This is a genomic window from Leclercia sp. LSNIH3 (assembly GCF_002935105.1).
Taxonomy (GTDB): domain Bacteria; phylum Pseudomonadota; class Gammaproteobacteria; order Enterobacterales; family Enterobacteriaceae; genus Enterobacter; species Enterobacter adecarboxylatus.
Genome location: NZ_CP026387.1, coordinates 468544 through 493877 on the forward strand (window position 1 = coordinate 468544; position 25334 = coordinate 493877).

At 57.7% G+C, this 25334-nt stretch carries 18 protein-coding genes; 8 read left to right on the forward strand and 10 right to left on the reverse strand.

Features of this window, described 5'->3' with window-relative positions:
* The first annotated feature begins 346 nt into the window (after nt 1–346).
* Both yeaG and C3F35_RS02340 read left to right on the forward strand, forming a co-directional pair.
* On the forward strand, nt 347–2281 hold the full coding sequence (yeaG, locus tag C3F35_RS02335; protein ID WP_103792885.1) for a protein kinase YeaG: 1935 nt from the start codon (nt 347–349) through the stop codon (nt 2279–2281).
* Between the two features lie 125 nt (nt 2282–2406).
* Nucleotides 2407–3693, forward strand: coding sequence for a YeaH/YhbH family protein (locus tag C3F35_RS02340; protein ID WP_032617680.1), 1287 nt, complete (start codon nt 2407–2409; stop codon nt 3691–3693).
* Nucleotides 3694–3732: 39 nt separating this feature from the next.
* On the opposite strand, the gene C3F35_RS02345 is transcribed toward C3F35_RS02340, so the two are convergent.
* Both C3F35_RS02345 and C3F35_RS02350 read right to left on the reverse strand, forming a co-directional pair.
* Nucleotides 3733–5769 (reverse strand): TonB-dependent copper receptor, encoded by a 2037-nt coding sequence (locus C3F35_RS02345; RefSeq protein ID WP_103792886.1) that lies wholly within the window; start codon nt 5767–5769, stop codon nt 3733–3735.
* Between the two features lie 248 nt (nt 5770–6017).
* Nucleotides 6018–6914, reverse strand: a complete 897-nt coding sequence (locus tag C3F35_RS02350; protein ID WP_103792887.1) for a diguanylate cyclase — start codon at nt 6912–6914, stop codon at nt 6018–6020.
* Nucleotides 6915–7261: 347 nt separating this feature from the next.
* Here C3F35_RS02350 and C3F35_RS02355 point away from each other — a divergent pair, with 347 nt between their 5' ends.
* Entirely contained in the window at nt 7262–7708 is a 447-nt protein-coding gene (locus C3F35_RS02355) for a DUF441 domain-containing protein (protein WP_032617676.1), read from the forward strand.
* On the opposite strand, the gene C3F35_RS02360 is transcribed toward C3F35_RS02355, so the two are convergent.
* Nucleotides 7692–8480 (reverse strand): AraC family transcriptional regulator, encoded by a 789-nt coding sequence (locus tag C3F35_RS02360; RefSeq protein ID WP_077226421.1) that lies wholly within the window; start codon nt 8478–8480, stop codon nt 7692–7694. The genes C3F35_RS02355 and C3F35_RS02360 overlap by 17 nt on opposite strands.
* 99 nt (nt 8481–8579) lie before the next feature.
* Here C3F35_RS02360 and C3F35_RS02365 point away from each other — a divergent pair, with 99 nt between their 5' ends.
* Nucleotides 8580–9767, forward strand: a complete 1188-nt coding sequence (locus C3F35_RS02365; protein WP_077226411.1) for a CynX/NimT family MFS transporter — start codon at nt 8580–8582, stop codon at nt 9765–9767.
* Between the two features lie 8 nt (nt 9768–9775).
* Here C3F35_RS02365 and C3F35_RS02370 read toward each other — a convergent pair whose 3' ends face one another.
* Nucleotides 9776–10486: a CTP synthase C-terminal region-related (seleno)protein gene (locus C3F35_RS02370; RefSeq protein WP_032617674.1), complete on the reverse strand. Its 711-nt coding sequence runs from the start codon at nt 10484–10486 to the stop codon at nt 9776–9778.
* Nucleotides 10487–10624: 138 nt separating this feature from the next.
* On the opposite strand from C3F35_RS02370, the gene C3F35_RS02375 reads away from it, so the two are divergent.
* The gene (locus tag C3F35_RS02375) at nt 10625–10969 is read left to right on the forward strand and encodes a DUF488 domain-containing protein (RefSeq protein ID WP_103792888.1); all 345 of its coding nucleotides are present in this window, start codon (nt 10625–10627) and stop codon (nt 10967–10969) included.
* 1 nt (nt 10970) lies between these two features.
* Here the strand turns inward: C3F35_RS02375 and C3F35_RS02380 are convergent, their stop codons facing one another.
* A complete protein-coding gene (locus C3F35_RS02380; RefSeq protein ID WP_103792889.1) occupies nt 10971–11276 on the reverse strand; it encodes a hypothetical protein in 306 nt (101 codons plus the stop codon).
* 353 nt (nt 11277–11629) lie between these two features.
* On the opposite strand from C3F35_RS02380, the gene C3F35_RS02385 reads away from it, so the two are divergent.
* Both C3F35_RS02385 and C3F35_RS02390 read left to right on the forward strand, forming a co-directional pair.
* Complete coding sequence (locus tag C3F35_RS02385) at nt 11630–12658, forward strand: sensor domain-containing diguanylate cyclase (RefSeq protein ID WP_103792890.1); 1029 nt, start codon at nt 11630–11632, stop codon at nt 12656–12658.
* 44 nt (nt 12659–12702) lie between these two features.
* Nucleotides 12703–12801, forward strand: a complete 99-nt coding sequence (locus tag C3F35_RS02390) for a YoaK family small membrane protein (protein WP_032617670.1) — start codon at nt 12703–12705, stop codon at nt 12799–12801.
* A gap of 127 nt (nt 12802–12928) precedes the next feature.
* On the opposite strand, the gene C3F35_RS02395 is transcribed toward C3F35_RS02390, so the two are convergent.
* Nucleotides 12929–13177 (reverse strand): GlsB/YeaQ/YmgE family stress response membrane protein, encoded by a 249-nt coding sequence (locus C3F35_RS02395; protein WP_032617669.1) that lies wholly within the window; start codon nt 13175–13177, stop codon nt 12929–12931.
* A gap of 362 nt (nt 13178–13539) precedes the next feature.
* Between C3F35_RS02395 and yncL the strand changes: the two genes are divergently transcribed.
* Nucleotides 13540–13632 (forward strand): stress response membrane protein YncL, encoded by a 93-nt coding sequence (yncL, locus tag C3F35_RS02405; protein WP_071886459.1) that lies wholly within the window; start codon nt 13540–13542, stop codon nt 13630–13632.
* A 36-nt stretch (nt 13633–13668) separates the two neighbouring features.
* Here the strand turns inward: yncL and C3F35_RS02410 are convergent, their stop codons facing one another.
* The 4 genes from C3F35_RS02410 to C3F35_RS02425 form a co-directional block, all read right to left on the reverse strand.
* A complete protein-coding gene (locus tag C3F35_RS02410) occupies nt 13669–13932 on the reverse strand; it encodes a hypothetical protein (RefSeq protein ID WP_059308208.1) in 264 nt (87 codons plus the stop codon).
* Nucleotides 13933–14097: 165 nt separating this feature from the next.
* Nucleotides 14098–16788 carry a tetratricopeptide repeat-containing sulfotransferase family protein gene (locus C3F35_RS02415; protein WP_103792891.1) on the reverse strand — a complete coding sequence of 897 codons (2691 nt, stop codon included), beginning with the start codon at nt 16786–16788 and terminating at the stop codon, nt 14098–14100.
* Nucleotides 16785–22760, reverse strand: a complete 5976-nt coding sequence (locus tag C3F35_RS02420) for a cadherin domain-containing protein (RefSeq protein WP_103792892.1) — start codon at nt 22758–22760, stop codon at nt 16785–16787. Before C3F35_RS02420 ends, C3F35_RS02415 begins: the two co-directional genes overlap by 4 nt.
* On the reverse strand, nt 22757–25324 hold the full coding sequence (locus C3F35_RS02425; protein WP_199186151.1) for a cadherin domain-containing protein: 2568 nt from the start codon (nt 25322–25324) through the stop codon (nt 22757–22759). The genes C3F35_RS02420 and C3F35_RS02425 overlap by 4 nt, the downstream gene beginning before the upstream one ends.
* Nucleotides 25325–25334: the final 10 nt, after the last annotated feature.

Genomic DNA, 25334 nt, shown 5'->3' on the forward strand with positions numbered 1-25334 from the left:
AATTTGATTAACCCGTCATGGTATGTGCCTTACATGACGGAACGCAGTCAGCCAGATTACCGTTCAGTGAAGGAAGTCTGTTTGTCTTGCAAGCGCTGGCTAAATTTCTGGTTGAGTTATTGATATGTCATTGAAATTAGATTTTGCGTGCATGCAAGTTTTGCAAATGCCATCTACGCTTAATTTTAAGAAGCTGAATACCGAATCACCCCGCGGTTTTAGCGCCCGACCTGGCACACGGGTTGCTGCTCTTGCAGTGAGGTGCAACGGATCCCGCTTCCGGGAGCCTCTACTATTCATATGAACGGCTCTTTTCCTGTGCTAAAAAACGAAAGGACGGCATGCCATGAATATATTCGATCACTATCGCCAGCGCTATGAAGCTGCCAAGGACGAAGAGTTCACACTGCAGGAGTTTCTTACCATTTGTCGGCAAGATCGCAGTGCCTATGCCAATGCGGCAGAACGACTATTGATGGCTATCGGTGAGCCGAATATGGTTGATACTGCCCAGGAGCCACGGCTTTCCCGTCTGTTTTCGAATCGGGTCGTCGCCCGATATCCTGCGTTTGAAGAATTTTACGGCATGGAAGATGCCATCGAGCAGATTGTTTCCTACCTGAAGCACGCTGCTCAGGGTCTGGAAGAGAAGAAACAGATCCTGTATCTGCTGGGTCCTGTCGGCGGTGGTAAATCCTCGCTGGCCGAGCGGCTGAAAGCCTTGATGCAGCGCGTGCCCATTTACGTGCTCAGCGCCAACGGCGAACGCAGCCCGGTCAACGACCATCCGCTGTGTCTGTTTAACCCGCAGGAAGATGCGCAAATTCTGGATAAAGAGTACCGCATTCCCCGTCGCTATCTCGGCACGATTATGTCGCCGTGGGCGGCGAAACGCCTGCATGAATTTGGCGGTGACATTACCAAATTCCGCGTGGTGAAAGTCTGGCCGTCGATTCTGGAACAGATTGCGATTGCTAAAACCGAACCGGGTGATGAGAACAACCAGGATATCTCTGCGCTGGTCGGTAAAGTCGACATTCGTAAACTGGAAAACCACGCGCAGAACGATCCTGATGCTTACGGTTATTCCGGTGCGCTGTGCCGCGCCAACCAGGGGATCATGGAGTTCGTTGAGATGTTTAAAGCGCCGATCAAGGTGCTGCATCCTCTGCTGACCGCAACCCAGGAAGGTAACTACAACGGTACGGAGGGGATCTCCGCCCTGCCGTTCAACGGTATTATTCTGGCGCACTCCAACGAATCGGAGTGGGTCACTTTCCGTAACAACAAGAACAACGAGGCCTTCCTTGACCGTGTTTACATCGTCAAAGTGCCTTATTGCCTGCGGATCTCCGAAGAGATCAAGATTTACGAGAAACTGCTGAACCACAGTGAGCTGGTTCATGCCCCTTGCGCCCCGGGAACCCTGGAAACGCTGTCGCGCTTCTCGATCCTGTCGCGCCTGAAAGAGCCAGAAAACTCCAGCATCTACTCAAAAATGCGCGTCTATGACGGTGAAAGCCTGAAAGATACCGACCCGAAAGCGAAATCCTACCAGGAGTATCGTGACTACGCCGGTGTTGATGAAGGGATGAACGGTCTTTCCACGCGCTTTGCGTTTAAAATCCTCTCCCGCGTGTTCAACTTTGATCACACCGAAGTGGCGGCTAACCCGGTACACCTGTTCTACGTTCTGGAACAGCAGATTGAGCGTGAGCAGTTCCCGCAGGAGCAGGCTGAACGTTATCTGGAGTTCCTCAAAGGCTATCTGATCCCGAAATACGCCGAGTTTATTGGCAAAGAGATCCAGACCGCCTATCTGGAGTCTTACTCCGAGTACGGGCAGAACATCTTTGATCGGTATGTCACCTATGCCGATTTCTGGATCCAGGATCAGGAGTATCGTGACCCGGATACCGGCCAGCTGTTTGACCGTGAGTCACTGAATGCGGAGCTGGAAAAAATCGAGAAGCCTGCCGGGATCAGTAATCCGAAAGACTTCCGAAATGAGATCGTCAACTTCGTGCTGCGCGCCAGAGCGAACTTCAGCGGACGCAATCCGAACTGGACCAGCTACGAAAAACTGCGCACCGTGATTGAGAAGAAAATGTTCTCCAATACCGAGGAGCTGTTGCCGGTCATTTCGTTTAATGCCAAAACCTCAACTGACGAGCAGAAAAAGCACGACGATTTTGTCGACCGCATGATGGAGAAAGGTTACACCCGCAAACAGGTTCGCCTGCTCTGCGAGTGGTACCTGCGCGTGCGTAAATCGTCCTGATAGCCCGGTGCCCGGCGGCGCGTTGCTGTCGGGCCTACATAAGATGCGAACCGTAGGCCGGATAAGCAGCGCGCATCCGGCCCTGCGCCGCAGCATAAAGTTGGCAAATGCAGTACGGGGGGCATATGACCTGGTTTATTGACCGGCGTCTTAACGGCAAAAACAAGAGCACGGTGAACCGCCAGCGCTTCTTGCGCCGTTATAAAGCGCAAATCAAACAGTCGATCTCCGAGGCCATTAACAAGCGTTCGGTAACCGACGTAGACAGTGGGGAGTCCGTTTCCATTCCAACGGACGACATTAGCGAACCGATGTTTCATCAGGGACGCGGCGGTTTGCGCCATCGCGTTCATCCCGGCAACGACCATTTCATTCAGAACGATCGTATCGAACGCCCGCAGGGCGGTGGCGGTGGCGGCGGCGGCAGTGGTCAGGGCCAGGCCAGCCCGGACGGGGAAGGTCAGGACGAATTTGTGTTTCAGATCTCCAAGGATGAGTATCTGGATCTGCTGTTTGAAGATTTGGCCCTGCCGAATCTGAAGAAGAATCAGCACCGTCAGTTGAATGAATATAAAACGCACCGGGCTGGCTATACCGCCAACGGCGTACCGGCCAATATCAGTGTGGTGCGTTCATTGCAGAACTCCCTGGCGCGGCGTACCGCCATGACGGCGGGCAAACGGCGTCAGCTTCGCGAGCTGGAAGCCGATCTGGATAGCGTGGAGAACAGCGAGCCGGCGCAGCTGCTCGAAGAGGAGCGTTTGCGTAAAGAGATAGCCGAACTGCGCGCCAAAATTGAGCGCGTGCCTTTCATCGACACCTTTGACCTGCGTTACAAGAATTACGAAAAACGTGCCGAACCCTCAAGCCAGGCGGTGATGTTCTGCCTGATGGACGTTTCCGGCTCGATGGATCAGGCCACCAAGGATATGGCCAAACGCTTTTATATTCTGCTCTATCTGTTCCTGAGCCGAACCTATAAGAACGTGGAAGTGGTCTATATTCGCCACCACACCCAGGCGAAAGAGGTGGATGAACATGAGTTCTTCTACTCCCAGGAGACGGGGGGGACTATCGTGTCCAGCGCCCTGAAGCTGATGGATGAGGTGGTGAAGGAGCGTTACGACCCGGCGCAGTGGAACATCTATGCAGCCCAGGCATCAGATGGTGACAACTGGGCAGATGATTCGCCGCTGTGCCATGAAATTCTGGCGAAAAAACTGCTGCCGGTGGTGCGCTACTACAGTTATATCGAGATCACCCGCCGCGCCCACCAGACGCTGTGGCGTGAGTACGAGCATCTGCAAGCGATGTTCGATAACTTCGCGATGCAGCACATTCGCGATCAGGACGACATCTACCCGGTCTTCCGGGAGCTGTTCCATAAGCAATCGGCCACCAGCAACAGTTAACTCCACCGCCGGTCACTGACCGGCGGTGTTACGTTAGCCTCAGAAGGTGACGTTCATTTTCGCCCAGACGGTGCGGCCAGGCTCATTCACCGGGGTATCAGAGGAGTAACCAAAACTGCTGTTCCCCGCCAGGTTTAGATGTTCGCTGTAGTCCTTATCCAGCAGGTTATCCACCCCGCTACTCAACTTCAGGTACTGATTCACCTTCCAGGATGCGTTGGCAGAGAGGATCGCAAACCCGGCGCTCTGATCGAAATCTTTCCCGACCACGTTACCTTCGTTCATCGCCACCCGATGTTGCGGGCTGACCATACGCAGCAGCCCGGTAGAACTCCAGTCGCCCTTCTCCCACGTCAGGCCAAGACGCGCTTCCAGCGGCGGCATTTGCGGAAGTGGCTGGTGATCGTCGGTGTTCTGGCCCCAGGAGTAGTTAAGGGTCGCGTCGGTTTTCCACTGGCCGCTAAGCTTATACGTAGCCCCCATCTCGCCGCCCATGATGGTGGCATCCACGTTGTCGGCCTGGCTGACGTGGCTATCGTCCGGGTCGTAAATAAACAGGATATAGTCGTTGATGCGCCCGACGTAGGCCGAGATCCAGCCGGTGGTGCGCTCGCCTTTGTACTGGGCACCGATATCGAGCTGGGTGGTTTTCTCCGGTTTCAGATGATCAAACACGTCCGACGTACCATCTGGCCCGTAGGTGGGTGAAAACAGTTCCCAGTAATCCGGGAAACGTTCGGTATAGCCCAGCCCGGCGTAGACCATGCCCGGCATGGTGCCCAGATTATGCTCCACGCGCAAAAAGCCCGCCGGGAGGATATCTTGCCGGCTGTCGCTGCCGATGCCGGTGTAGTTATCCACCTCGACCTTATCGAGACGCGCGCCGCCGATCACTTTGCTTAACTCGGTCGCATTCCACGTCAGCTCGCCAAATGTACCGTAATCGTGGAAGCGGGCATCTTCCTGCCAGCCTTTGTCCTCGTCATCGTCGTTACTGCGGTGGGTGTTGGTTTGCATGTCCACCCCGCTCTGCAGCTGGAAATCTGACCACAGCCAGGTGCCCATTATCCTGCCGCCGACGGTACGGCGATCGACCTGTTTCTCCATCGGCATCGACATGTCCATCGACCCCATCGGCATTCCGTTCATGGCGTCAGGATCCGTGGTGCCAGGGGAGCGCATGGAGTAGTTATCCATGATGTGGTTGGCGTAGTTGTAGTAGATGCTCGCATCCAGCGAGTCGAAGACTTTACCGATATTCTCTTTCTTAAAGCGCAGGCCCAGACTTTCCCGCTTGAACTGGGAGCCGTCCATACCACGCCCGGCGTAGCTGGCGTCGCCATTGCCCTGCCCGGCGGACAGCTCCAGCAGCGTGTCGGCATCCGGCGTCCAGCCGATGGCGAGATCGGTGTTCCACTTGTCCCACTTCGAGGCCACGCGATCGCCGTTGCCGTCTTTGTAATCACCTGACTTCGATTTATTCCCATTCAGACGCACATAGCTCTGATCGTTACCAAAGCTGACGTCGGCATTCTCATCGAAACGATCGTTTGAGGCAGCAAGGAAGCTGGCATCGCCCTTAACGCCCGCGCTGTCAAAGCGCGGCGGCTCACGCTCGAAGCGCACCGTCCCGGCAGAGTTGCCCGGCCCCCAGAGTACGGTTTCCGGCCCTTTGGTCACCGTCAGGAGATCGTAGCTTTCCGGCGAGATGTACGAGCTTGGCGCATCCATCCGCGACGGACAGGCACCGAGCATCTCGCTGTCGTTGGTCAGCAGGCGCAAACGCGAGCCGAACATGCCACGAAACACCGGATCGCCGTTGCTGCCGCCGTTACGGATCTGACTGAAGCCGGGAATGGTTTTCAGGTAATCGGAGCCATCGCTGGCCGGTACGGGCTGCCGCGGCGTTTTCGGTGAGGTCACCACGTTAAGCGGAGAGAGCACGGGCGCCGTCACGGTGATCACATCCTGATCGTCTACGGGCGCGCTGGTAGGTTCTGTCGCCATCGCGGAGCCGGAGATCGTCATCAGCAACGACAGGGCCAGCGGATGGGGAGCAAAGCGTACTTTTTTCATTTCTGAGCCTGAGCAAGGGGTTTCGTGGAGTACCGCCGTAAAGTGAATCCTTTCGCTAACGAAAGCAGGTGACGAGCAGGCACGTAAATCAGGGTCAAAATATTGCCGGGCGAAGCGGGAGGGAACAACACTGAATGAAGAGAATAAGAGGAGCAGAAACAGTTGAAATTTTAGGAATGGTGATATGGGCGCAATTCACGCCCTGACGTCATAATTAAGCCAGTTAACTTCTAACTGGCTTATTTTCTCTAATCGCAAAACTTTTGCGTTTGCAGTTCCCGGTTAATCAGTTGGGAACAATTTCGGCCGCTTTTCTTGCCGGTATATAACGCAATATCTGCCCGCTCCAGCACTTCCCGGAGGGACTCTCCTTCATGAATGCGCGTTAATCCGCCGGTGAAGGTAACACGAATGAGATGTTCCCCGGCGATAGTTTCAAGCCGGGCAATGTCACGGCGCAGGCGTTCGGCAATGGCCACCGCATCCTGATCGTTGCTGGCATGCAGAACAACAATAAACTCTTCACCTCCATAGCGATACATCGATTCAGAGCGCCGAATATTCTTGCTGATATTCAGGGCCAGCGAACGCAGAACAATATCCCCGTTAAGATGGCCGTAATTATCATTCACTTTCTTAAAGTGATCGATATCCAGTAATAATAAATAGAGGCCATCCGCGCCCAACTCTTTATTCATGCTGGCGAAGGATTCATCGAGAATGCGTCGCAGCGGCAGGCCGGTTAGCGCGTCATAACTGGTACGCAGCTGCAGCAGGTGAACTTTATAATGGGTAAGGGCTTCGGTAAACGCCAGCAAGGATTCTTCGAAAAGGGTAAAAACGTCATTGGTCTGACGCTGCTGTTCAATGGCGGAAATAAGATTCCGGCACGCCTGATGAACGCGAATATGTTTTTTGTTAATATCCAGTAAAAAATTAGTGTCTTCCCGCTCTTCCAGTAAACGGGTATTCAGCCAGTGGCCAAACTCGCAATGCAGGTGGGCTTCGTCACTGCTTATCTCAGATAAATCGATATTACGACTGTCGATAAATCGTAATATTTTTACTAACCATCTAAAGTGCGCATCTGTGGATTGATTCAAACTGCGAACAGTATCATCAATTTCTTTAAACTTTCTGTTCACAGAACCCTCCATGACAATAAATTAATAACAACCAAAATCATAATTGATTAAATCTCAAAAAATGTCAGCGAATGAAAACATTATATAGCAGCCTACTAATAAAGATATGGAATGATTGTTTCCAATTATCTGTCAACGGGCTTTCACGGTTTAAACAGTTTAAGAGATAAACGAGGTTTAAGGGAGTTAGAGGATTAAGGGCAGCGTAGGCCGGGAAAGGCCATATCTCTCAGCGTCTTCAGGCAATCGCCCAAATCAGACATTTTTTTGTAGAAAAGCCTTTTTACCGGCGTGCCAGGGCGTAAAGTAAGCAGGCTTACTTTTTTTATTTTGGCAAGGAATACAATATGTTTGACCCTACCCTGCTCATTCTTCTGGGCCTGGCGGCGCTGGGATTTGTCAGCCACAACACCACAGTGGCCATCTCTATCCTGGTGCTGATCATCGTCCGCGTAACGCCGCTAAGCAGTTTTTTCCCGTGGATCGAAAAGCAAGGCCTGACCGTCGGGATTATTATCCTCACCATCGGCGTGATGGCACCAATTGCCAGCGGCACCCTGCCGGCCTCCACGCTGATCCACGCCTTTATGAACTGGAAATCGTTAATTGCCATCGCCGTGGGTGTGTTTGTGTCATGGCTGGGCGGGCGCGGCGTCACGCTGATGAGTTCCCAGCCTACACTGGTGGCCGGCCTGCTGGTGGGCACGGTGTTGGGGGTGGCACTGTTCCGCGGTGTGCCGGTCGGCCCGCTGATTGCCGCCGGGCTGGTATCGCTGTTTATCGGGAAGTCGTAGCCAGACTGGCAATATAGCGCGCGGGAGTCTGACCCAGCCCCTTTTTAAACATTGTGATAAACGCGGTGGTGGAGTCATAACCCAACTCCTGGGCCACCTGCTGCACCGACTGACCGCGGATCAATCCCTGCAGGGCCACGATCAGCTGGAGCTGATGCCGCCAGCGGCGAAAGCTAAGCCCGGTTTCACTTACCACCAGCCGGGCAAGATTGCGCTCACTCATCGCGAAATGGTGCGCCCACTGGTGCAGCGTCTGCCATTCCGCCGGGGAGGCGGCCATGGTATCACTCATCAGGCGAATTTTAGGGTGCGAGGAGACCGGCAGCTGCAGCTGCTCCTCCGGCTGACGGGGCAGTTCATCAAACAGCACCTCCACCAGCCGCCGGGTAGCGGGCTCATGGTGTCCCGGGCTGCGTTCCGCCAGGGTCAGAATCAGCTCCCGCACCAGCGGTGAAATTTTTAGCGTGCAGCAGCGATCCGGCAAGGTGACGGCACCGGGCTCGATAAATAAAAAACAGAGCCGGGCGCTGGGTGTGGCCTTATTGCTGTGCGGCAATTGTCCGGGGATCCAGACCGCAAACTGCGGCGGCACCATCCACATCGCATTTTCCACCTCGCAGGTGATCGCCCCATGCAGGGCCAGGATCAGCTGCCCTTTCCGGTGTTGATGCAGGGGGATGCGCTGCTCGTCTGCCACCACGCGCACATGAAACGCCACCGCGGCGTCATGCTGGCTGTCGGGATCGTAGCCTTCAAGGCCCAGGCCTATCATCATGTTGTCCGATATTAGCGATAATCTGTCATTTTAGCTTGATTTCAACCGACCTGAAAATGCGTATCCTGTGGATTCATTTCGATGTAAGAGAAAACAATGACTATTGCCCTTTCACCTGCCGGTAAACAGCGTGCGCTGCTGATTGCCGGGATCCTGCTGATTGCCACCTCGCTGCGGGTGACCTTTACCGGTGCTGCACCGCTGCTGGATGCCATCCGCACTGATTATGCCCTGACCACTGCCCAGACGGGGCTGCTTACTACGCTCCCGCTGCTGGCCTTTGCGTTGATCTCGCCGCTGGCGGCCGGTCTTGCCCGCCGCATCGGCATGGAGCGCAGCCTGATGATTGCCCTGCTGCTGATCATCGCCGGGATCGCCCTGCGTTCCCTCCCCTCTGCCGCGCTGCTGTTTGGCGGCACCGCGGTGATTGGCTGCGGGATTGCCCTGGGTAACGTGCTGCTGCCGGGGCTGATCAAGCGTGATTTCCCTGGCCAGGTGGCGAAACTGACCGGGGCGTACTCCCTGACGATGGGGGCAGCCGCGGCGCTTGGTTCGGCGCTGGTGGTGCCGGTTGCCCTGAGCGGCGCAGGCTGGCACGGTGCGCTGTTGATGCTGATGGTATTCCCTCTGCTGGCGTTGCTCCTGTGGCTACCGCAGTGGCGCCAGCGCCCTGCCGGATCGCTGAGCGGCTCGCGTGCGCTGCAAAGCCGGGGCATCTGGCGCTCGACGCTGGCCTGGCAGGTGACCCTGTTTCTGGGGATCAACTCGCTGATTTACTACGTGATTATTGGCTGGCTGCCGGCGATCCTGCAAAGCCATGGTTACAGCGAAACCGAAGCCGGTTCCCTGCACGGGCTGCTGCAGCTGGCAACCGCCGCGCCGGGCATTGTAGTGCCGCTGATCCTACTTCGGCTGAAGGATCAACGTGGCGTAGCCGGATTGTCGGCGCTGATGTGTGCGGTGAGCAGTGCGGGGCTGTGGTTTATGCCGGATCTGGCGGTGATGTGGACGCTAATTTTTGGCTTCGGATCCGGGGCCACGATGATCCTCGGCCTGACCTTTATTGGCCTGCGCGCCAGCTCGGCACATCAGGCCGCGGCCCTTTCCGGGATGGCGCAATCGGTGGGCTACCTGCTGGCCGCCTGTGGGCCGCCGCTGATGGGCAAAATCCACGATGCCAACGGTGACTGGCGCATCCCGCTGCTGGCCTGTGGACTGGTATCAGTGGTAATGGCCATCTGTGGGATCCTTGCCGGACGCGATCGGGAGATCACCTCCGGCTAAGCCAGCTTTTAGTACTTCTGCGCGGCGCGAAGCAGAGCCTGCACCAGCGGGGCCGGTCGGCCCGCCAGCGCAGCACGTTCATGCTGGAACAGTGTGGCGACAAAGAACGGGTGCGTCACCAGCTCTACGGCGCGGATCTCACCCTGCGCGTCCCAGCCGGTGACGCGCATATCGCCCTTCTCCAGCGCCTGCGCGAACTCAGGCGAGACGCCGTAATTGCAGTGATAACCCTCTTCGATCTCTTCCTGACCATAGGCTCTGGCAATCAGGGTGTTGGCGCGCAGTTCAATAGCGTCGCTGACTTCGACCAGCGAGCAGGTCAGCGGGGCAATCACCATGCGGCCTTCGGTATCGGTCTCCGCGTGCGCCGCATCCTGCCAGCCCAGGGCATTACGAGCATACTCAATTAATGCATGCTGGAAGCCACCGCAGGTGCCGAGAAACGGCACGCTGTTTTCGCGGGCATAGCGTGCCGCAATAAACGCGCCTGCAGCATTTTTATAGGGGCTTGCCGGAACCAGCCAGATAGCGTCGTAGCCCACCAGATCTTCCGGGCTGGTTAATTCGGTGGTTGCCAGCCAGTCGTAGTCGGCCGTGATCTCCAGCACCGCTGCGGCATCATCAATGGCCAGCGGGATCGCCTGGTGAGCCAGCACGTCAGGATTGTAGTCGCCAACCAGCGCAATTCGGAGGGTATTTTTTACCGCGGAGAGTTCCATAGAGAGATCCTTATGCCAGACAAATATCAAGTAACATAAGGCGCCTCAGACTACCGATCTTCCGTTGATATCACAACACCTTAAAATAAGTGGGCGAAAATAGCTTAGCGTTACAGCGACAGGAAAAGGAGCGGGAAAATGATTACATGTAAACGACTGTATGACGAGGCCAGTCAAGAAGATGGCTACCGGATCCTGGTGGACCGGCTCTGGCCGCGGGGGGTAAAAAAGGAGGCGCTGGCCTGCGACGAGTGGTGTAAGACTCTGGCCCCCTCCAGCGATTTGCGCAAAGCGTTTCACAGCGAGACGATAGACTTTGCCAGCTTCAGCGAGGCCTATCGTCAGGAGCTTGTTCTGCATCAGGATGAAGGACGGCGCATTGCCCGCCTTGCAGACGAACAGACCGTGACGCTGCTGTATGGAGCGAAAGATCGGCAGCAGAATCACGCGCAGGTGTTAGCCGACTGGCTGCGTCAGCTTTGAATCAATCCAGCATCAAGGCGTCGAGGGTTTCTGGCGCCTCTTCAGGCGTGAGCGGCATCAGATGTTCAGGGCGTACAAACGCAAAGCCCAGCTGGTTATCAAACGAAAATACATCCCCGGTCACCAGCCACAAGGCCCGCTCTGCACCTGGCGGCAGTTCTGTCACTATCCCGTTGACGGGGTTCAGAAAACGCTGCCCCGGCTGGCAGAGGCTGAATAACTCAACGGATTTTCCGATATTGCGACGCCCAGCTGGCGTGCGGGCACCGATAATCATCGCCAGGCTGCCCGTGTTTAACTGAAACATATGTCCTCGTAATTGGCTGCTGAATACATAGGAATAATCTTAGTGCGAAGTGTATCTCAGCCAAAACGCCGTGTCACCAGGGTGAAGGGGTGATCCTTTCTCCATTATTTCTTCATCATGAGGCCATGTTTCAATGCCAGAATGGTGCTGTTCTCACCTTGACCAGAGAACATCATTCCGTAATCAAGATGTATTTCCCCGGCCCGTGCCGGGGCTTTTTTTACCCGCCAGAATTTGCTGTTCCGCGCCTGAATATATGAAATGTTGTTAAATCGTGTTCTACTACGCGCAGTCGAATCTTTCAGCAATACAGACAGGTACAGAGGTCTTCTGTAGGGGAGTTGTGCAGCGTCATGTCGGATATTATTCTTGCCCGTGTTTCAGAAACGCTCAGCACTGAGCAATCGCTTGAGAGCCTGGTGCGTCAGTTGCTCGAAATGCTTGAAGTGGTCACCGACATGGAGTCGACCTACCTTACCAAAATCGATATCAATGCCCGCCTGCAGCATATTCTGTATGCCCGAAACAGCAAAAAGATGGAGATCCCGGAGGGGCTGAGCGTTCCCTGGGGCGAGACCCTGTGTAAGCGGGCGATCGATTCCAACTGTTTCTTCAGCAATAACGTGGCCGAACACTGGGACGACTGTGATGCAGCGCATGCGCTGGGCATCACTACCTATATGAGCATACCCATTCATCTGACGGATGGTACCCTGTACGGCACCCTGTGCGCCGCCAGTTCCAGCAAGCATCAATTGAGCGAACGCGGCGAGCACGTCTTAAAGCTTTTCGCCGGACTTATCGCGCAGTACATCGAGAAGGAGTCGCTGGTCAGGCAGCTGCGCGAAGCCAACGCCGCGCTGATCGCTTACTCCTATACCGATGCCCTGACCGGCCTGCCGAACCGCCGCGCCATCTTCGAGAACCTCACTACCCTCTTCTCGCTGGCGCGCCATCTGAACCGCAACGCCATCATCGCCTACATCGATCTGGATGATTTTAAGTTGATTAACGATCGCTTTGGTCATGAGGCGGGCGATCGGTTTCTGGTTGAGGTGGGCAAGCGCCTGAATGATGGACGCGGCGACGATGATATCGTGGGCAGACTCGGCGGCGACGAGTTTTTGGTGGCCTGCCTGAGTCAGGATCGGGAGAGCACTGAGCAGACCTCATTAACCCTGGTGAGAACGCAGCTGAGCGCGCAAATTGCCGGTGAGTACTGGCTGGGAGATCTCCATCTTGTCTATCCGGGCGCCAGCCTGGGGGTAATTGAGGTGGATCCTGCCGAAATAGATGCCGACAGCGCGCTGCGGGCAGCCGATGCCGCCATGTACAGCGATAAGAAAGGCAAACTCAAAACGCCCTTTCTCAATATTGATTAACCCCGTACACTTGACGGGTTTTGCATTTCAGGACAGGTGGTAGCATGCGGCTTGGTATTCTGTTCCCGATCGTGATTTTTATCACGGCGGTCATCTTTTTAACGTGGTTTTTTGTCGGCGGTTACGCTGCGCCTGGGGGATAAGTGAGAAAAACAACCATTATAATGTTGATTGTCGCCATCGCAGCCGTCGCCGGTAGCCAACTGGGCTGGTGGTAAACGATGCAAAAAGACCGCCACTTTAGGCGGTCTTTTTGTCTGAAGCGTCGGTTTAGCTTCTGACTTTACGGTAGATAAACAGCACAACCAGTGCACCAATCACCGCGACCATGAAGCTGCCGAAGTTGAAACCATCAACTCTGCCGAAACCGAAGAGGGTACTGATCCAGCCGCCCACGACGGCACCGATGATACCCAGTATGACCGTAACGATGAATCCACCGCCATCTTTGCCCGGCATGATCCACTTAGCCAGAATACCCGCGATAAGCCCAAAGATAATCCAGGATATGATTCCCATAGCTGCTTTCCTCTCTGTATGGTTTTTGTCGTCAAATCAAATACACACAAAGCTTAGCACAGGATTCAGAATTGCAAGTTTGTGATACCCATCACGAGAGAAATTTAAGAAAAAAGTGAGAAACCGGCCTTCCGCACAAAAATTGGGGTTGTAATCGTTAATGAGAAACATTATCTTTCTCAACACTGAATAGTTGAGCAAATCACTCAGGTATTCAGTACGACATTGCTCACATTGCTTCCAGTATTTCTTGCCCACTTTATGTGGGCTTTTTTTTGCCCTGCCCGCGTGATTTGATCGTTCCGCTATTTGCTATTACGCTTATCAGCACATTTCATTCATAGCCAGAATGGTGTTGAGACATGAACGTTTCCAGTAGATTCGTGATCTGCATTAATCTTGTTTGTGCCAGTTCGTTATTGTTGATTCTTTCTGACAAATTTAACTGGTTTTAACGTGAGCAGGCCCGGCATTCCGCCGGGTACTTCCTTCTAGTCGTCCCCTTCGATCAAAAACCCGGCCCGGCGTATCGCCTCTTTGCAGTCCGTGACGCCTGCGGCGTAGCCCGCTTCGATATCGCACACCGGGCTGGCGCTGGTATAGGGGAGTTTCACTTCCGTCGCTAACCGCTGTTTCAGCCGGGCGTTCTCCTGGCGCAAGGAGAGCAGCTCGGCGGCAAGTTCCGCCAGCGTCGCTGGTGTCAGCGTGGAGACTTCCCCTGCACGCAATCGTTGAAGCCATGCTTCGTCAATCATGGTCTCTCCTCCATGGTCTTTCATCATAGTGCCCATAAAAAAACGGGAGCCTGTTGGCTCCCGTTTTAGTCTAACCCGGAAACCGGATGACCTGTTCGCAGTGATCGTCCCTGCCCTACTTTTAAGGGCGTGGCGGGCGTCCCTGCCTGCAAATCCCGATGCTCATTAATATGGTGCCGTCGCGGAGGTGCGAATGGAAAAGCCCAGAGGAAGGGCATCCTCCTGGTCAATATCCATTGCGCTCGCCACGCTGTCATCCGTACCGACGTGGCCCGCCCTTAACGCCTGTGCTTTTTCCGGCTGCTCCGCTAATTCGTATGCCTGCGCCAGATCGCGTCGCCAGTTGAGATTCCACGGGCATGCCTCGTATCCCTTTTCCATGTGCACAATACCCTCAGCCAGATGCCCTTTACGCACGTATATCAGGCCCACCATAAACTGCGCGGTAGCGTGTTCGGGCACGTGGTGCAGCAGGCGTTTAAAGAGCATCTCGGCTTCATCAAGCTTCCCCTGACGATAGCGTGCTATACCCTCGCTCTGCATACCCGGCACTGGCAGGCTCACCATCTCAACAGGCTCATGCACGATCTTCGCATTCGTTCCCGCGATCAGCGGCGCCAGAAAGTCCGCGTAACGCCGCCAGCGTTCACGCGCCGTCTGATAGATAGGCTGACGCACTTGCCAGACACTGGCTGTCTTGACCGGCCTGTCCAGTTCAGAGGTATCAAGCACCTGCGGTTCCCATTGCACCCCCACATAATCCAGCATACGACGCGCCTCTCGCTCCGGCTCAGAGACCACGTCCTCATAGCGCACCTCGAGAATGTCACCCGGAAACAGCTGGTTCCAGTGGTGCATCATCAGGTTGTGGTCGGCCAGCTGTTCACCGATCCACTGCAGGTCATAGGCAAAGCCCATCCCACCGTGTCTGGCCGCGTAGTCAGTAAAGTAGTTGGAGATAGCGATATCGCGCGGATCACGTCGCACTGAGATTATCCTCGCGTTCGGGAACAGCAGTTTGATAAGACCAATGTTCTCGAAATTGTGCGGCAGCTTATCCACCACATGCCGGATCTCGGCCGCGTTTTCTGGCAAGGTTTCCCGCAGCTCCTTGAGCAGGCTGGCGGTGATACCCGCGACGTCATCCGCAGTCAGATCGTCCACACAGTCCGGGTAATGGCGTCCTGACCCGGTATGACGCTCCCAGCGTTCCAGCCGGGCGATCGTACTGGGGATCACCCCCAGTTCTCCCGCGCCGTGGATTTGGCTGTGTCCCGCCAGGATCTGTTCGACCAGGGTGGTACCGGAACGCGGCATACCCAGTACGAACACGGGCAGCGTTGAATCATTGCCGATGCTGCGTCGGTGCTCGTAGAGCGAACGGCTGAAAGCATGGCGGATACGCGCGCTGCCTTGCCGGTGTGCAACCGGGTCGTAGCGTAGCAGTGCGCGGCTGGCGGCATTGGCTTCGTTTGCCAGGGTGAAGGCTTTGGTGTAGTCCTTGCGCTTTTCCCAGGCTGCCGCAAGTTGCAGCAGCAATCCAGGCTGCACCGGGCCGAACAGGCCAGGTTGTCGCGCCAGGGTTTCCAGGCGAATCAACGTCTCTTCGTCTTGCGGAAAACGCCTGGCGTTGATCAATGCTGCATGACCGCGTGCCGGGTCGACAGCCAAAACCTGCCCGAACAGCGCGACAGCCTCGTCGATGCGCCCCAGTTGCATATATAACTGCCCCAGCCCCTGTAGCGCGGGCACCAGGTGCGGATGGGCTTGCAGGATGTCGACGTATCGCGCCTCCGCGTCGGTGTAGTGTTGCTCCTGTGCATCCACCCCGGCGAGTGCCACTTGCGCCTGCGCCAGCCACTGGCCGATCTGCGCCGCGTCCATCTCAGGTGATGGCGTCAGCGCCCCGGCCTCCTCGATAGCCTGTTCGGCCATCTTACGTGCCAGCGCCGGATAACCCTGAGTAGCGAGGCTGGCCAGCTTCAGGCGCAACGGAAGCGTCATTTTTTGCTGTTGTCCGGCCAGATGAAGGGCACGGTTCAGCAACGCCAAGGCCTGAGGCAGGCGCCCCTGTAACTCCGCCAGTTCAGCATGCTGTTGGTACAGATCCGTATGGTCCGGGTAATGCCACAGACCACGGCGCAGCGCATCCTCGGCCTGGGCATGGCGTCCGCGCTCGGCCAGACGCTGAGCATAACCGGTCAGCAGGCCGCAATAATCGTCCTCCGCCAGCTCAGCATGGCGTGCGTCCAGCCAGGCGTCAGCGCTGACGAAGTCATCACGGGCCAGCCACAGTTCCAGACGCAGGCCGCGCAGCTGCTGGTCATGCAAAGCCGCCTGCGATGCGGGCCAGTGCTCCCTTTCGCCTGCCCAGAAGAGGTCAGCGGCAGCCAGCGTCTCCTCGGCCTGCGGCAACGCCTCACTTTGCAGGTAGAGGCGCAGCAGTGGCTGATAGACGGCGATACGGGGTTGCAGGCGCAGGCTGCATTCATACAGGGGGATAGCCTCCTCCCCCCGTTGATGCTGCACATAACAGGCCGCCAGACGCGCCAGCAGAAGCGCGTGGTCGGGTGCCTCTGGGCGGGTGGCTTCCAGCAACGCCTGTGCCGCGTCACATTCCCCAAGCCGCAGGTGTACGGCAGCCAGGTCGACGCGGGCGTCGACCTCCAGTGTAGCCGGGTCCAGCGCCATCAGCGTCTGCCGGGCCGTCTCTGGCTGGCCCAGATGGGCCTGGGCCAGGGCCAGCAGCACCTGTTCTGCCGATGAAATCACCGGCAGGCTATAACAGGCTTCATGCAGCGCGTCGAACTGCTGCATTTCCACCAGACGGCGTAGCAACGTCAGAGAACCTGTCATGGCATCGCCAGCCCTTGCGAGGTGAGGACGCCAGCAGGCATCGCCTGTAGATACGCCTGAGCAAACCCGTTGTCCTGATTCGGGTTCGCGGCCCAGGAGCCGTTCCAGAGATCCACGTTATTACCATCCCGATAGAATTTGCCGCTTGCGTCAACGCCTGCGACGTTATAAGAGGAAAACGAAATAGAGGATCCCGCCAGCCAATTAATGGAATTCCCACCGCGCATCCCCGACACTGCGTTGCCAAAGTCACCCTTAACTTCGCTGCCCGTGCCCACCAGCACAATCTTGTCGTCTATGCCAAGATTCTGCGCGCCCGACCACATCTCATTGCTATCCAGCCCAACCAGCGAATGGGAATCGCTGTTGACCCGGATATAGATGGTGTACGCGGTATTGGCATCAAAGACGCGCCCGTTGTGATCGGAGCTTTGGCCCGTTGTCAGGTCGAACACCACGATGGACGGATCCGCGGTCGAGGCGGAAACGGTCGTGAAATTCAGCCCAGTAGACGAACTGATACCGGCATAGTCATTGCCCGCCGTGTCGTGCAGCGCAGTGCTGTCGATCTGGACGTGGTAGTTTGCGCCTGCCGCCAGGTCCGTTGTCGGGTCGATGGTCACCGTGTTGCCGCTGATGCTGACCTGCGAACTGTCGGTGATGTCGATGACTTTGTTCTGACTACTGTCGCTCTCATTAACGAGGGTGATATGGCCGCTGCCGGCCAGCACATCTTCGCTGAAGGTCAGCGTCAGGTTAGCGCCCGTGGCAATGCTGCCGCCATTGTCCTGCGGCGTACTGCTGGTGAGTACAGGCGCAGTGCTGTCGACCGTCAGGCCGGTGCTGTCCGCCGTCGTGGTAGACGTGTGATTCGCCGCAGTGACCGTGACGGCGACGTTGCGACCGGCTACATGGTCAAGGGCACCGGCGGTGACAGTGTATTGAGCGGTAAATTTACCGTCACCTGCGATGGCATCGCCGTGGGTGCCGTCATCGTAAGCCGTCGCCGAGGTGCTGCCGCCAAACTGGCTGAAATCCATGGTAACGCTGGTCACGGCGCTGGTATTGGCGTCGCCGCTGGCCGAGTTGTCCCACACGGCGGTGACGGTGTCGCCGACCTTGTAGGTCATGCCATCTGCACCACCTGGCGTAGAGGTGATGGCGATGTGGGCATCGGTCACTGTCGGTAACACCGGAGCAGGACCGGCATTCAGGCCGATCTGGTAGATACCGCCCACTGCGTAGCCGCTCTTGCTGCCATCGCTGGTGTCGGCATCAAACAGCACAGAATAGGTGATGTCATAGCCGCCTGCGCCATCGGAAACGATCCGCGGGTTATACAACTGCCCGCCCTGAGGCACCGTGATACCGGTGTCGGTCACGTCACTGGTCAGATCGCCGGTGGTTTTGGAGATGGTGACCTGGCTCAAGCCGCCGTTACCGTCAGGGAACACAAACACCAGATCGGTGCCGTTGTCGTAGGCCGTGGCCGATGCCGCCACAGAGCCATTGCCGATCCACGCCAGCTCGTCATGGAGCGTTTTGTCCATCGCGCCAACGTCCACGGCGTGATAGCTCTGGGTCCCCATGTTATGGACAGTGTTGCTCTGTATGTTGGTGGTGATCAGCGTGCCGTTGTTGTTGTAAAGCGTGACCTCCCAGGCCGCGGTGCGGTATTCCTGGCTAAAGACGGCAAAACCACCGTCGAAAGCAATGACGTTAGTCGGCGAGCCCTGCTCGTCATTCCAGTTAACGCGCTGCCAGGTGGTGCCGCTGTCGAAACTGGTCAGCGTGCCGCTGGCGTCGAGCTTGAAGATGAAGGCACCGATAGGCGTGGTTGTCGCCGACTGACCCGGCGTGCCAATCCAGTCGTAGACCTCGGAGGCCAGCACATAGCTGCCATCGCTCAGCGCCGTCAACACACCTGGCGTCAGCTGGAATTTCATCAACTGGACGGCCGGGCTGGCAACGCCGCCGAAGTTTTGACTCGCGTCATTGCCGCCAATCAGGGTCTGCGTTCCCGGTGTAAAGCTGGATCCGCTGCCGTTGTAGTGGAAGACCGAGATGGCCTCCTGCTGGTCGGTCCCGTTGCCCATCGTCTGGTAGGCGATCGCGAAATCACCGCCATTCGCGCTGCTTTGCGCCGCAATGGTAACGCCGGAGCCTGGCGACGCCAGCGTGTCGCTGGATTGCAGGTTACCGCTGTTGTCGTAGATCGCATAGTGGACGCTAAAGTCAGTCCAGTTAAGGGTATCCACCTGCGACCAGGCCACGACGAAGCCGCCGTTGGCCAGCGCCTTGATCTGCGTATCCAGCATGGTGTAGCCAGCAGGAATGCTGATGTCCAGGGTCTTGACGACGTTGTTGCTTGCGTCCAGCACCCTGACGACGCCGTCGTACAGCGCGCCGGTCGGATCCCAGGTGATATAGTCACCGCCGGTCTGCCGCATGTACTCGACGACCGTGTAACCGTTACTCAGCTTCTCCAGGCCGACGTTGACAATCATCTCGGTGGAGGTGTCGGTGGTGCTGCCCGAGACCATCGGGATGCCATCAAGGTTGTTGCCTGGCGCGACCTCAACGGTAACGGTCTGGCTGCTGTGGTTGCCCGCCGCATCGGTGGCGGTCACGACCAGGTTATAGCTGCCGGCGACGGCGGCGCTGTTCAGCGTGACGACACCGGTGGCGGCATTAATGTCGAACCAGGCGAGGCTGTCCTGGTCCAGGCTGTAGATGATGGCGTGGGCGTCGCTGGCATTGGCGTCGTACACCTGGGTGCCCGCCGCTGCACCGCTGGTGAGGCTGGTGCCGTTAGCCGTTGCGCCACCGGAGATGACGGGCGCAGTGTTATCCACTGTCACGCTACTGCCGGAGATAGCGGAGACATTGCCGGAGGCATCCACGGCATACGCGTGGTAAGTCCCTTCGGCCAGGCCGTTCAGGGCCAGCACGGTGCCGACGTTAGCCGCGACGGCAACGCTATTCACCAGGTTGTCGGCAGCATTGTTGAGGCTGTTCAGATCCGTCACCGTCACGCTGTCGCTGACCAGGTATACCGTGCCCGCCTCGGAGCTCTGCACGATGACCATCTCACCACTGTTCTCCACGCCGTCCGCGTCGCTGACGAGCATGACGCCCGGCGGCGTCGTATCGACGACGTTGTAGGTGACGGTCTGCGTGGTCTGATTGCCGGCGGCATCGGTGGCGGTGACAATGAATTGCGCACCGCTGGCCTGGTCCGGGCTGGAAATCAGTGTCACCACGCCGGTGCTGGCGTTGATGCGGAAGTGCTGGGTGTCGTTCAGGCTGTAGGTGACGCCGTGCGCGTCGGTGGCGGCAGCGGTATACACGGTATCGCCAGCGACGGTGCTGTCGGTAATGTCGGCGGCTGTGGTCGCGCTGGTAAAGACAGGCACGGTGTTATCCACCACCACGCTGCGGCCGGAAATGACAGAAAGATTGCCTGCCGCATCGACAGCCCAGGCGTGATAGGTGCCGTCAGCAAGGTTGGCAGCGGAGATCGTTGCACTGGTATTTGCGATCACGGCCGTGCTGGCCCACTGGTCGCTGGCGGCGCCAGTAATGTCGCTGAGCTGACTGACCACGACATTGTCGTTGACCAGATAGACGGTGCCGGTTTCGGTGCTTTGCACGGTGGCCTGGCCGTCATGGTTCAGTACGACCAGGTTGTCGTAAGTGCTGCCGTCGGCATTAAATTTCTGCACGTAGAGGTGGTAACCAGAAACGCCGCTGCCAGGGCTGTAACCGTACCATGTCACCATGTATTCACCGTCTGCACCGACGGCAGTGACCTGTGGATAGAGGTCACTCGCACCGCCGGAAGCTTCCAGTCGCACCATATCGCCTACCGCGACACCGCTGGCATTGAATTTCTGCACATAGATGTCCCAATTCGAGCTGCCAATACTCATCCAGGTGACGGCGTAGCCACCATCCCCCAGCGCCGTGATGCGCGGGAATTGATCACGGTCGTTACTCGTACTGTTGTGCGGTGCGTCCAGTTGCACGGTAGCGCCCACTTTGCTGCCGCCAGCAGAGAACTGTTGTACATAAACCTTGTAATTGTAGTAGCCGTTGGTGTTGTCGTATTCCATCCAGGTGATGGCGTAGCCGCCGTCGGCCAGGGCTGCGACATACGGATAGGTATAGCTGCCACCGTTATTGGCGTTGCTTGAGCCGTCCAGAACGACAATGCCGCCGACCCTGGAGCCTGTGGCATCGAACTGCTGCACATAGGTGCTGTTGTTGTAGTTCGAACCGCTGTAGTTATAGCCGGACCAGGTGACGACATAGCCGCCGTTAGCCAGCGCCGTGATTTGTGGCAGGTTTTCGTAGCTATTACTGGTTCCCGTCGTAGCGTCCAGCATCACAGGCGTGGTGCCGTTGCCTGTGGCGTCGAACTGCTGCACGTAGATGTGATAGTCGCCGGTGGTATAGCCCTGCCAGGTTACCACATAGCTGCCGTTGTCCAGCACGGTGACCTGCGGGCTGGCGTTGCCAGAAGAGCCGGACACAGCCAGTGGCACGGTGTTGCCTACTGCAACGCCAGTGTCGTCAAAGCGCTGCACGTAAATGCCACCGCTGTTGATGGACCAGCTCACGATATAGCCGCCATCGGCAAGCGTCGCGATTTGCGGGGCGAGGTCATGTGCAGAAGCAACCCCATCAAGTTGCGCGGCTGCGGATAGTGGAGTGCCGTCAGCGTTGAACGATTGCGCAAAGATGCTGCTGTAACTGCTGGTGCCGTCCTTGCCGATCCAGGCCACGGCGTAAGCCCCTGCATCATTAAGGGCGGTGACGCTGAGGATACTGTCTGAAGAACTCATGACCGTATAGGTTGCGCCTGATGCGAGCTGTACCGGATCGCCCATCGCCACACCCTGCGCGCTAAGGCGCTGGGCATATATCCCGAGGTTGCCATTGTTGTTGCTTGCCCATGTCACCAGGAAGGTGCCGTCACCCAGCGCGGTAGTGTCATAACCGTTGAGATACGTGTTGAGGGGCGCTGTATTCAACATCACAGGCCCCGTAGAGCTTCCATCGAGTGTGACTGTGGGGGCAATTTCGTCCACATCGGTGACATTGACAGTGACGGTCTGGCGGGTTGTGTGACCGGCTGCGTCAGTAGCGACGACTGCAAAGGTGTATGCAGGCGCGTGGGCACCTTCATAGTCGGGGCTGGACTTAAAGGTGACCGCCCCCGTTACAGCGTCAATGCTGAAATACTGGGCGTCTGCGGCACCATTTTCGTCAGCCAGGCTGTAAGTGACGTGCTCGCCACCGTCGGCGGCGTCATTATCATTCGCCTGCGCAGTATAGATGGCGGTGCTGGCGGCGATATTCTCGGCCACGTTCACCGTGGCACTGGCATAGCTGTCGCTGCTGTTGCCGGTAGTGAAGCTGGGGGCCACTTCATCGAAGTTGTTAATTCCCAGCGTAACCGCCTGACTGCTGTGGTTACCCGCCGCATCGGTGGCCACCACGGTGAAGCTGTAGCTGGCTTTGTTCTCAAAGTCCGGGTTGCCGGTCAGGGTGACCGCGCCGGTAACCGGATCGATGGTCAGGCCCGCATCGCTGCCCGGCTGGAGCGAGAAGGTGACGCCGCCGCTGATGTCCGCCGTGTCGGTGGCCGTGGCGGTGTAAACGATCTGGCCTGCGCCGCTGTTCTCGTTAATCGCCGTGGCGGTGGTACCGCTGGTGATGGTCGGGGCAACCTCGTCGAGGTTATTGATCCCAAGCGTGACCGCCTGGCTGCTGTGGTTCCCTGCCGCATCGGTGGCGACCACGGTGAAGCTGTAGCTGGCTTTGTTTTCAAAGTCCGGGTTGCCGGTCAGGGTGACCGCGCCGGTGACCGGGTTGATGGTCAGGCCCGCGTCGCTGCCCGCTTTCAGCGAGAAGGTGACGCCGCCGCTGATGTCGGCGGTGTCGGTGGCCGTGGCGGTGTAGATCACCTGCCCGCGCCGCTGTTCTCGTCGATCGCCGTGGCGGTGGTGCCGCTTGTGATGGTCGGAGCCACCTCGTCGAGGTTGTTAATTCCCAGCGTGACCGCCTGGCTGCTGTGGTTGCCCGCCGCATCGGTAGCCACCACGGTGAAGCTGTAGCTGGCTTTGTTCTCAAAGTCCGGGTTGCCGGTCAGGGTGACCGCGCCGGTGATCGGATCGATGGTCAGGCCCGCATCGCTGCCCGCTTTCAGCGAGAAGGTGACGCCGCCGCTGATATCCGCCGTGTCGGTGGCCGTGGCGGTGTAGATCACCTGACCCGCCCCGCTGTTCTCGTCGATCGCCGTGGCCGTGGTGCCGCTGGTGAGGGTTGGAGCCACTTCATCGAGGTTGTTAATTCCCAGCGTGACCGCCTGGCTGCTGTGGTTGCCTGCCGCATCGGTGGCGACCACGGTGAAGCTGTAGCTGGCTTTACTTTCAAAGTCCGGGTTGCCGGTCAGGGTGACCGCGCCGGTGACCGGGTTGATGGTCAGGCCCGCGTCGCTGCCCGCTTTCAGAGAGAAGGTGACGCCGCCGCTGATATCGGCGGTGTCGGTGGCCGTAGCGGTATAGATCACCTGGCCCGCGCCGCTGTTCTCGTCGATCGCCGTGGCGGTGGTGCCGCTGATGATAACCGGCGCGACTTCATCGAGGTTGTTAATTCCCAGCGTAACTGCCTGGCTGCTGTGGTTACCCGCTGCATCGGTGGCTACCACGGTGAAGCTGTAGCTGGCTTTGTTCTCAAAGTCCGGGTTGCCGGTCAGGGTGACCGCGCCAGTGACCGGATCGATGCTCAGCCCGGCATCGCTGCCCACTTTAAGGGAGAAAGTCACCCCGCCGCTGATGTCGGCGGTGTCGGTGGCCGTGGCGGTGTAGATCACCTGGCCCGCGCCGCTGTTCTCGTCGATCGCGGTGGCGATGGTGCCGCTGGTGATGGTTGGAGCGACTTCATCGAGGTTGTTAATTCCCAGCGTGACCGCCTGGCTGCTGGCATTCCCGGCCGCATCGGTGGCGACCACGGTGAAGCTGTAGCTGGCTTTGTTCTCAAAGTCCGGGTTGCCGGTCAGGGTGACCGCGCCGGTGGAGGCATTGATGCTGAACAGCGCGCCATCGCCGATGGTACTCAGGCTGTAGGTAAATGGGCTGGGGTCAGTCGCGACGGCAGTCCAGACCACCTGGCCAGCCCCGATGTTTTCATCCACGCTGGCTGTACTGGAACTGCTGAAAACAGGAGCATGGGTGTCAATAATAAGGCTGAGACCGCTGGACGTGTCAGTAGCGGCCGCTGCGCCTTTAATCAGCAACGACTGCACCCCATCGGACAGACTGCTACTGCTGCCGAGTGTGATTCCGGCAGTGACGGTGTCAAGGATGGTTTGGCTGGACGCTCCGGCATTGGCTTCCGCGCCGGAGAATGCCGCCAGCAGGAGGCCATATTTTTCACCGGCACTCAGGCCATCGGTCGCGTCATAACTGCCGCCGTTGGTTGCGACAACCGTGGTGTTCAGAATGTCATCCACACCTAACAGGTTGCTGATGGCAGCGGACGTGTCGGCCACCTGCGTCGCGTTCAGGGTCGCTGGGCTGTCAGGCGTGCCGCCCATGGCTTCCTGGGCCTTGGTGTAGGCGAGGGTTGTCAACACGTTAATATTGAGAACGAGGGTGCTGTTGTCTCCGGAGATAACACCCATGCTCCAGAGCTGAGCAGAGAGGTCTTTACCCGCGCCTGTCGCTTCGTCCAGGTAGTCAGCCGCGCCGCCGCTATTGACGAGCTTAACGATAACGACGCCGCTGTAACTGCCAGCAGACACGGTTACTGAGCCGTTTGGCCCCAGCGTTCCCGTGCCAATCAACGTTTTGCCATCGGCCTGATAAATCTCGACATTCAAATCGTTACTGCTGAGCGCCGGGCCGCCGACAAAATTAAGCTGGACGGCGTTCTCTACAGCGGGTTCACCCCCACCGTTGTCGTGCTTGCCGCCATTGTCACCCCCACTGTGACCACTTGCCACGGCAACCCCGACCACGCCACCCAGTCCGAGTGCGCCGGCGAGGTAACCCGCGTAAGAATGCGACTGAGGAAGGTAGGTAATCGGATGGCCCGACCCTGCCGTGCCATTTTGCAGGCCGGATAAGATATGATCCAGCCCCGGGTGGCCTGAGGTCATGCTGGCCAGCGCATCGGGAGAACCGTGCGCATAGAACACATGACTGCCGTCGGCCAAAGCCGCCCCCTCGGTGCTGGCTGGCGTCATCACCTGGGTAGATGTGCCATCAGCAGGCAGGGTTACGCTGGTATCGCTTTGCGTAAACCAGTCCTGCAGGGTCAACGAGGTCCCATCGGCATAGTCCAGTTGCAGATCTTGTCCGTGACGCGAAGCGACTACGTCATCGGCCAGCTTTTCCTGATCATTTTCGCCCTGGCGCTTGAGCACCCGGTAAGTTTCACCCGGCGCAGCCTTGTGAATGTTGGTCTGCCCGGCCTGCAGAGTGATACGGGTTTTACCGGTATTAAGCGTATATTGGCGTGGCTTCATCTGGGTCTCG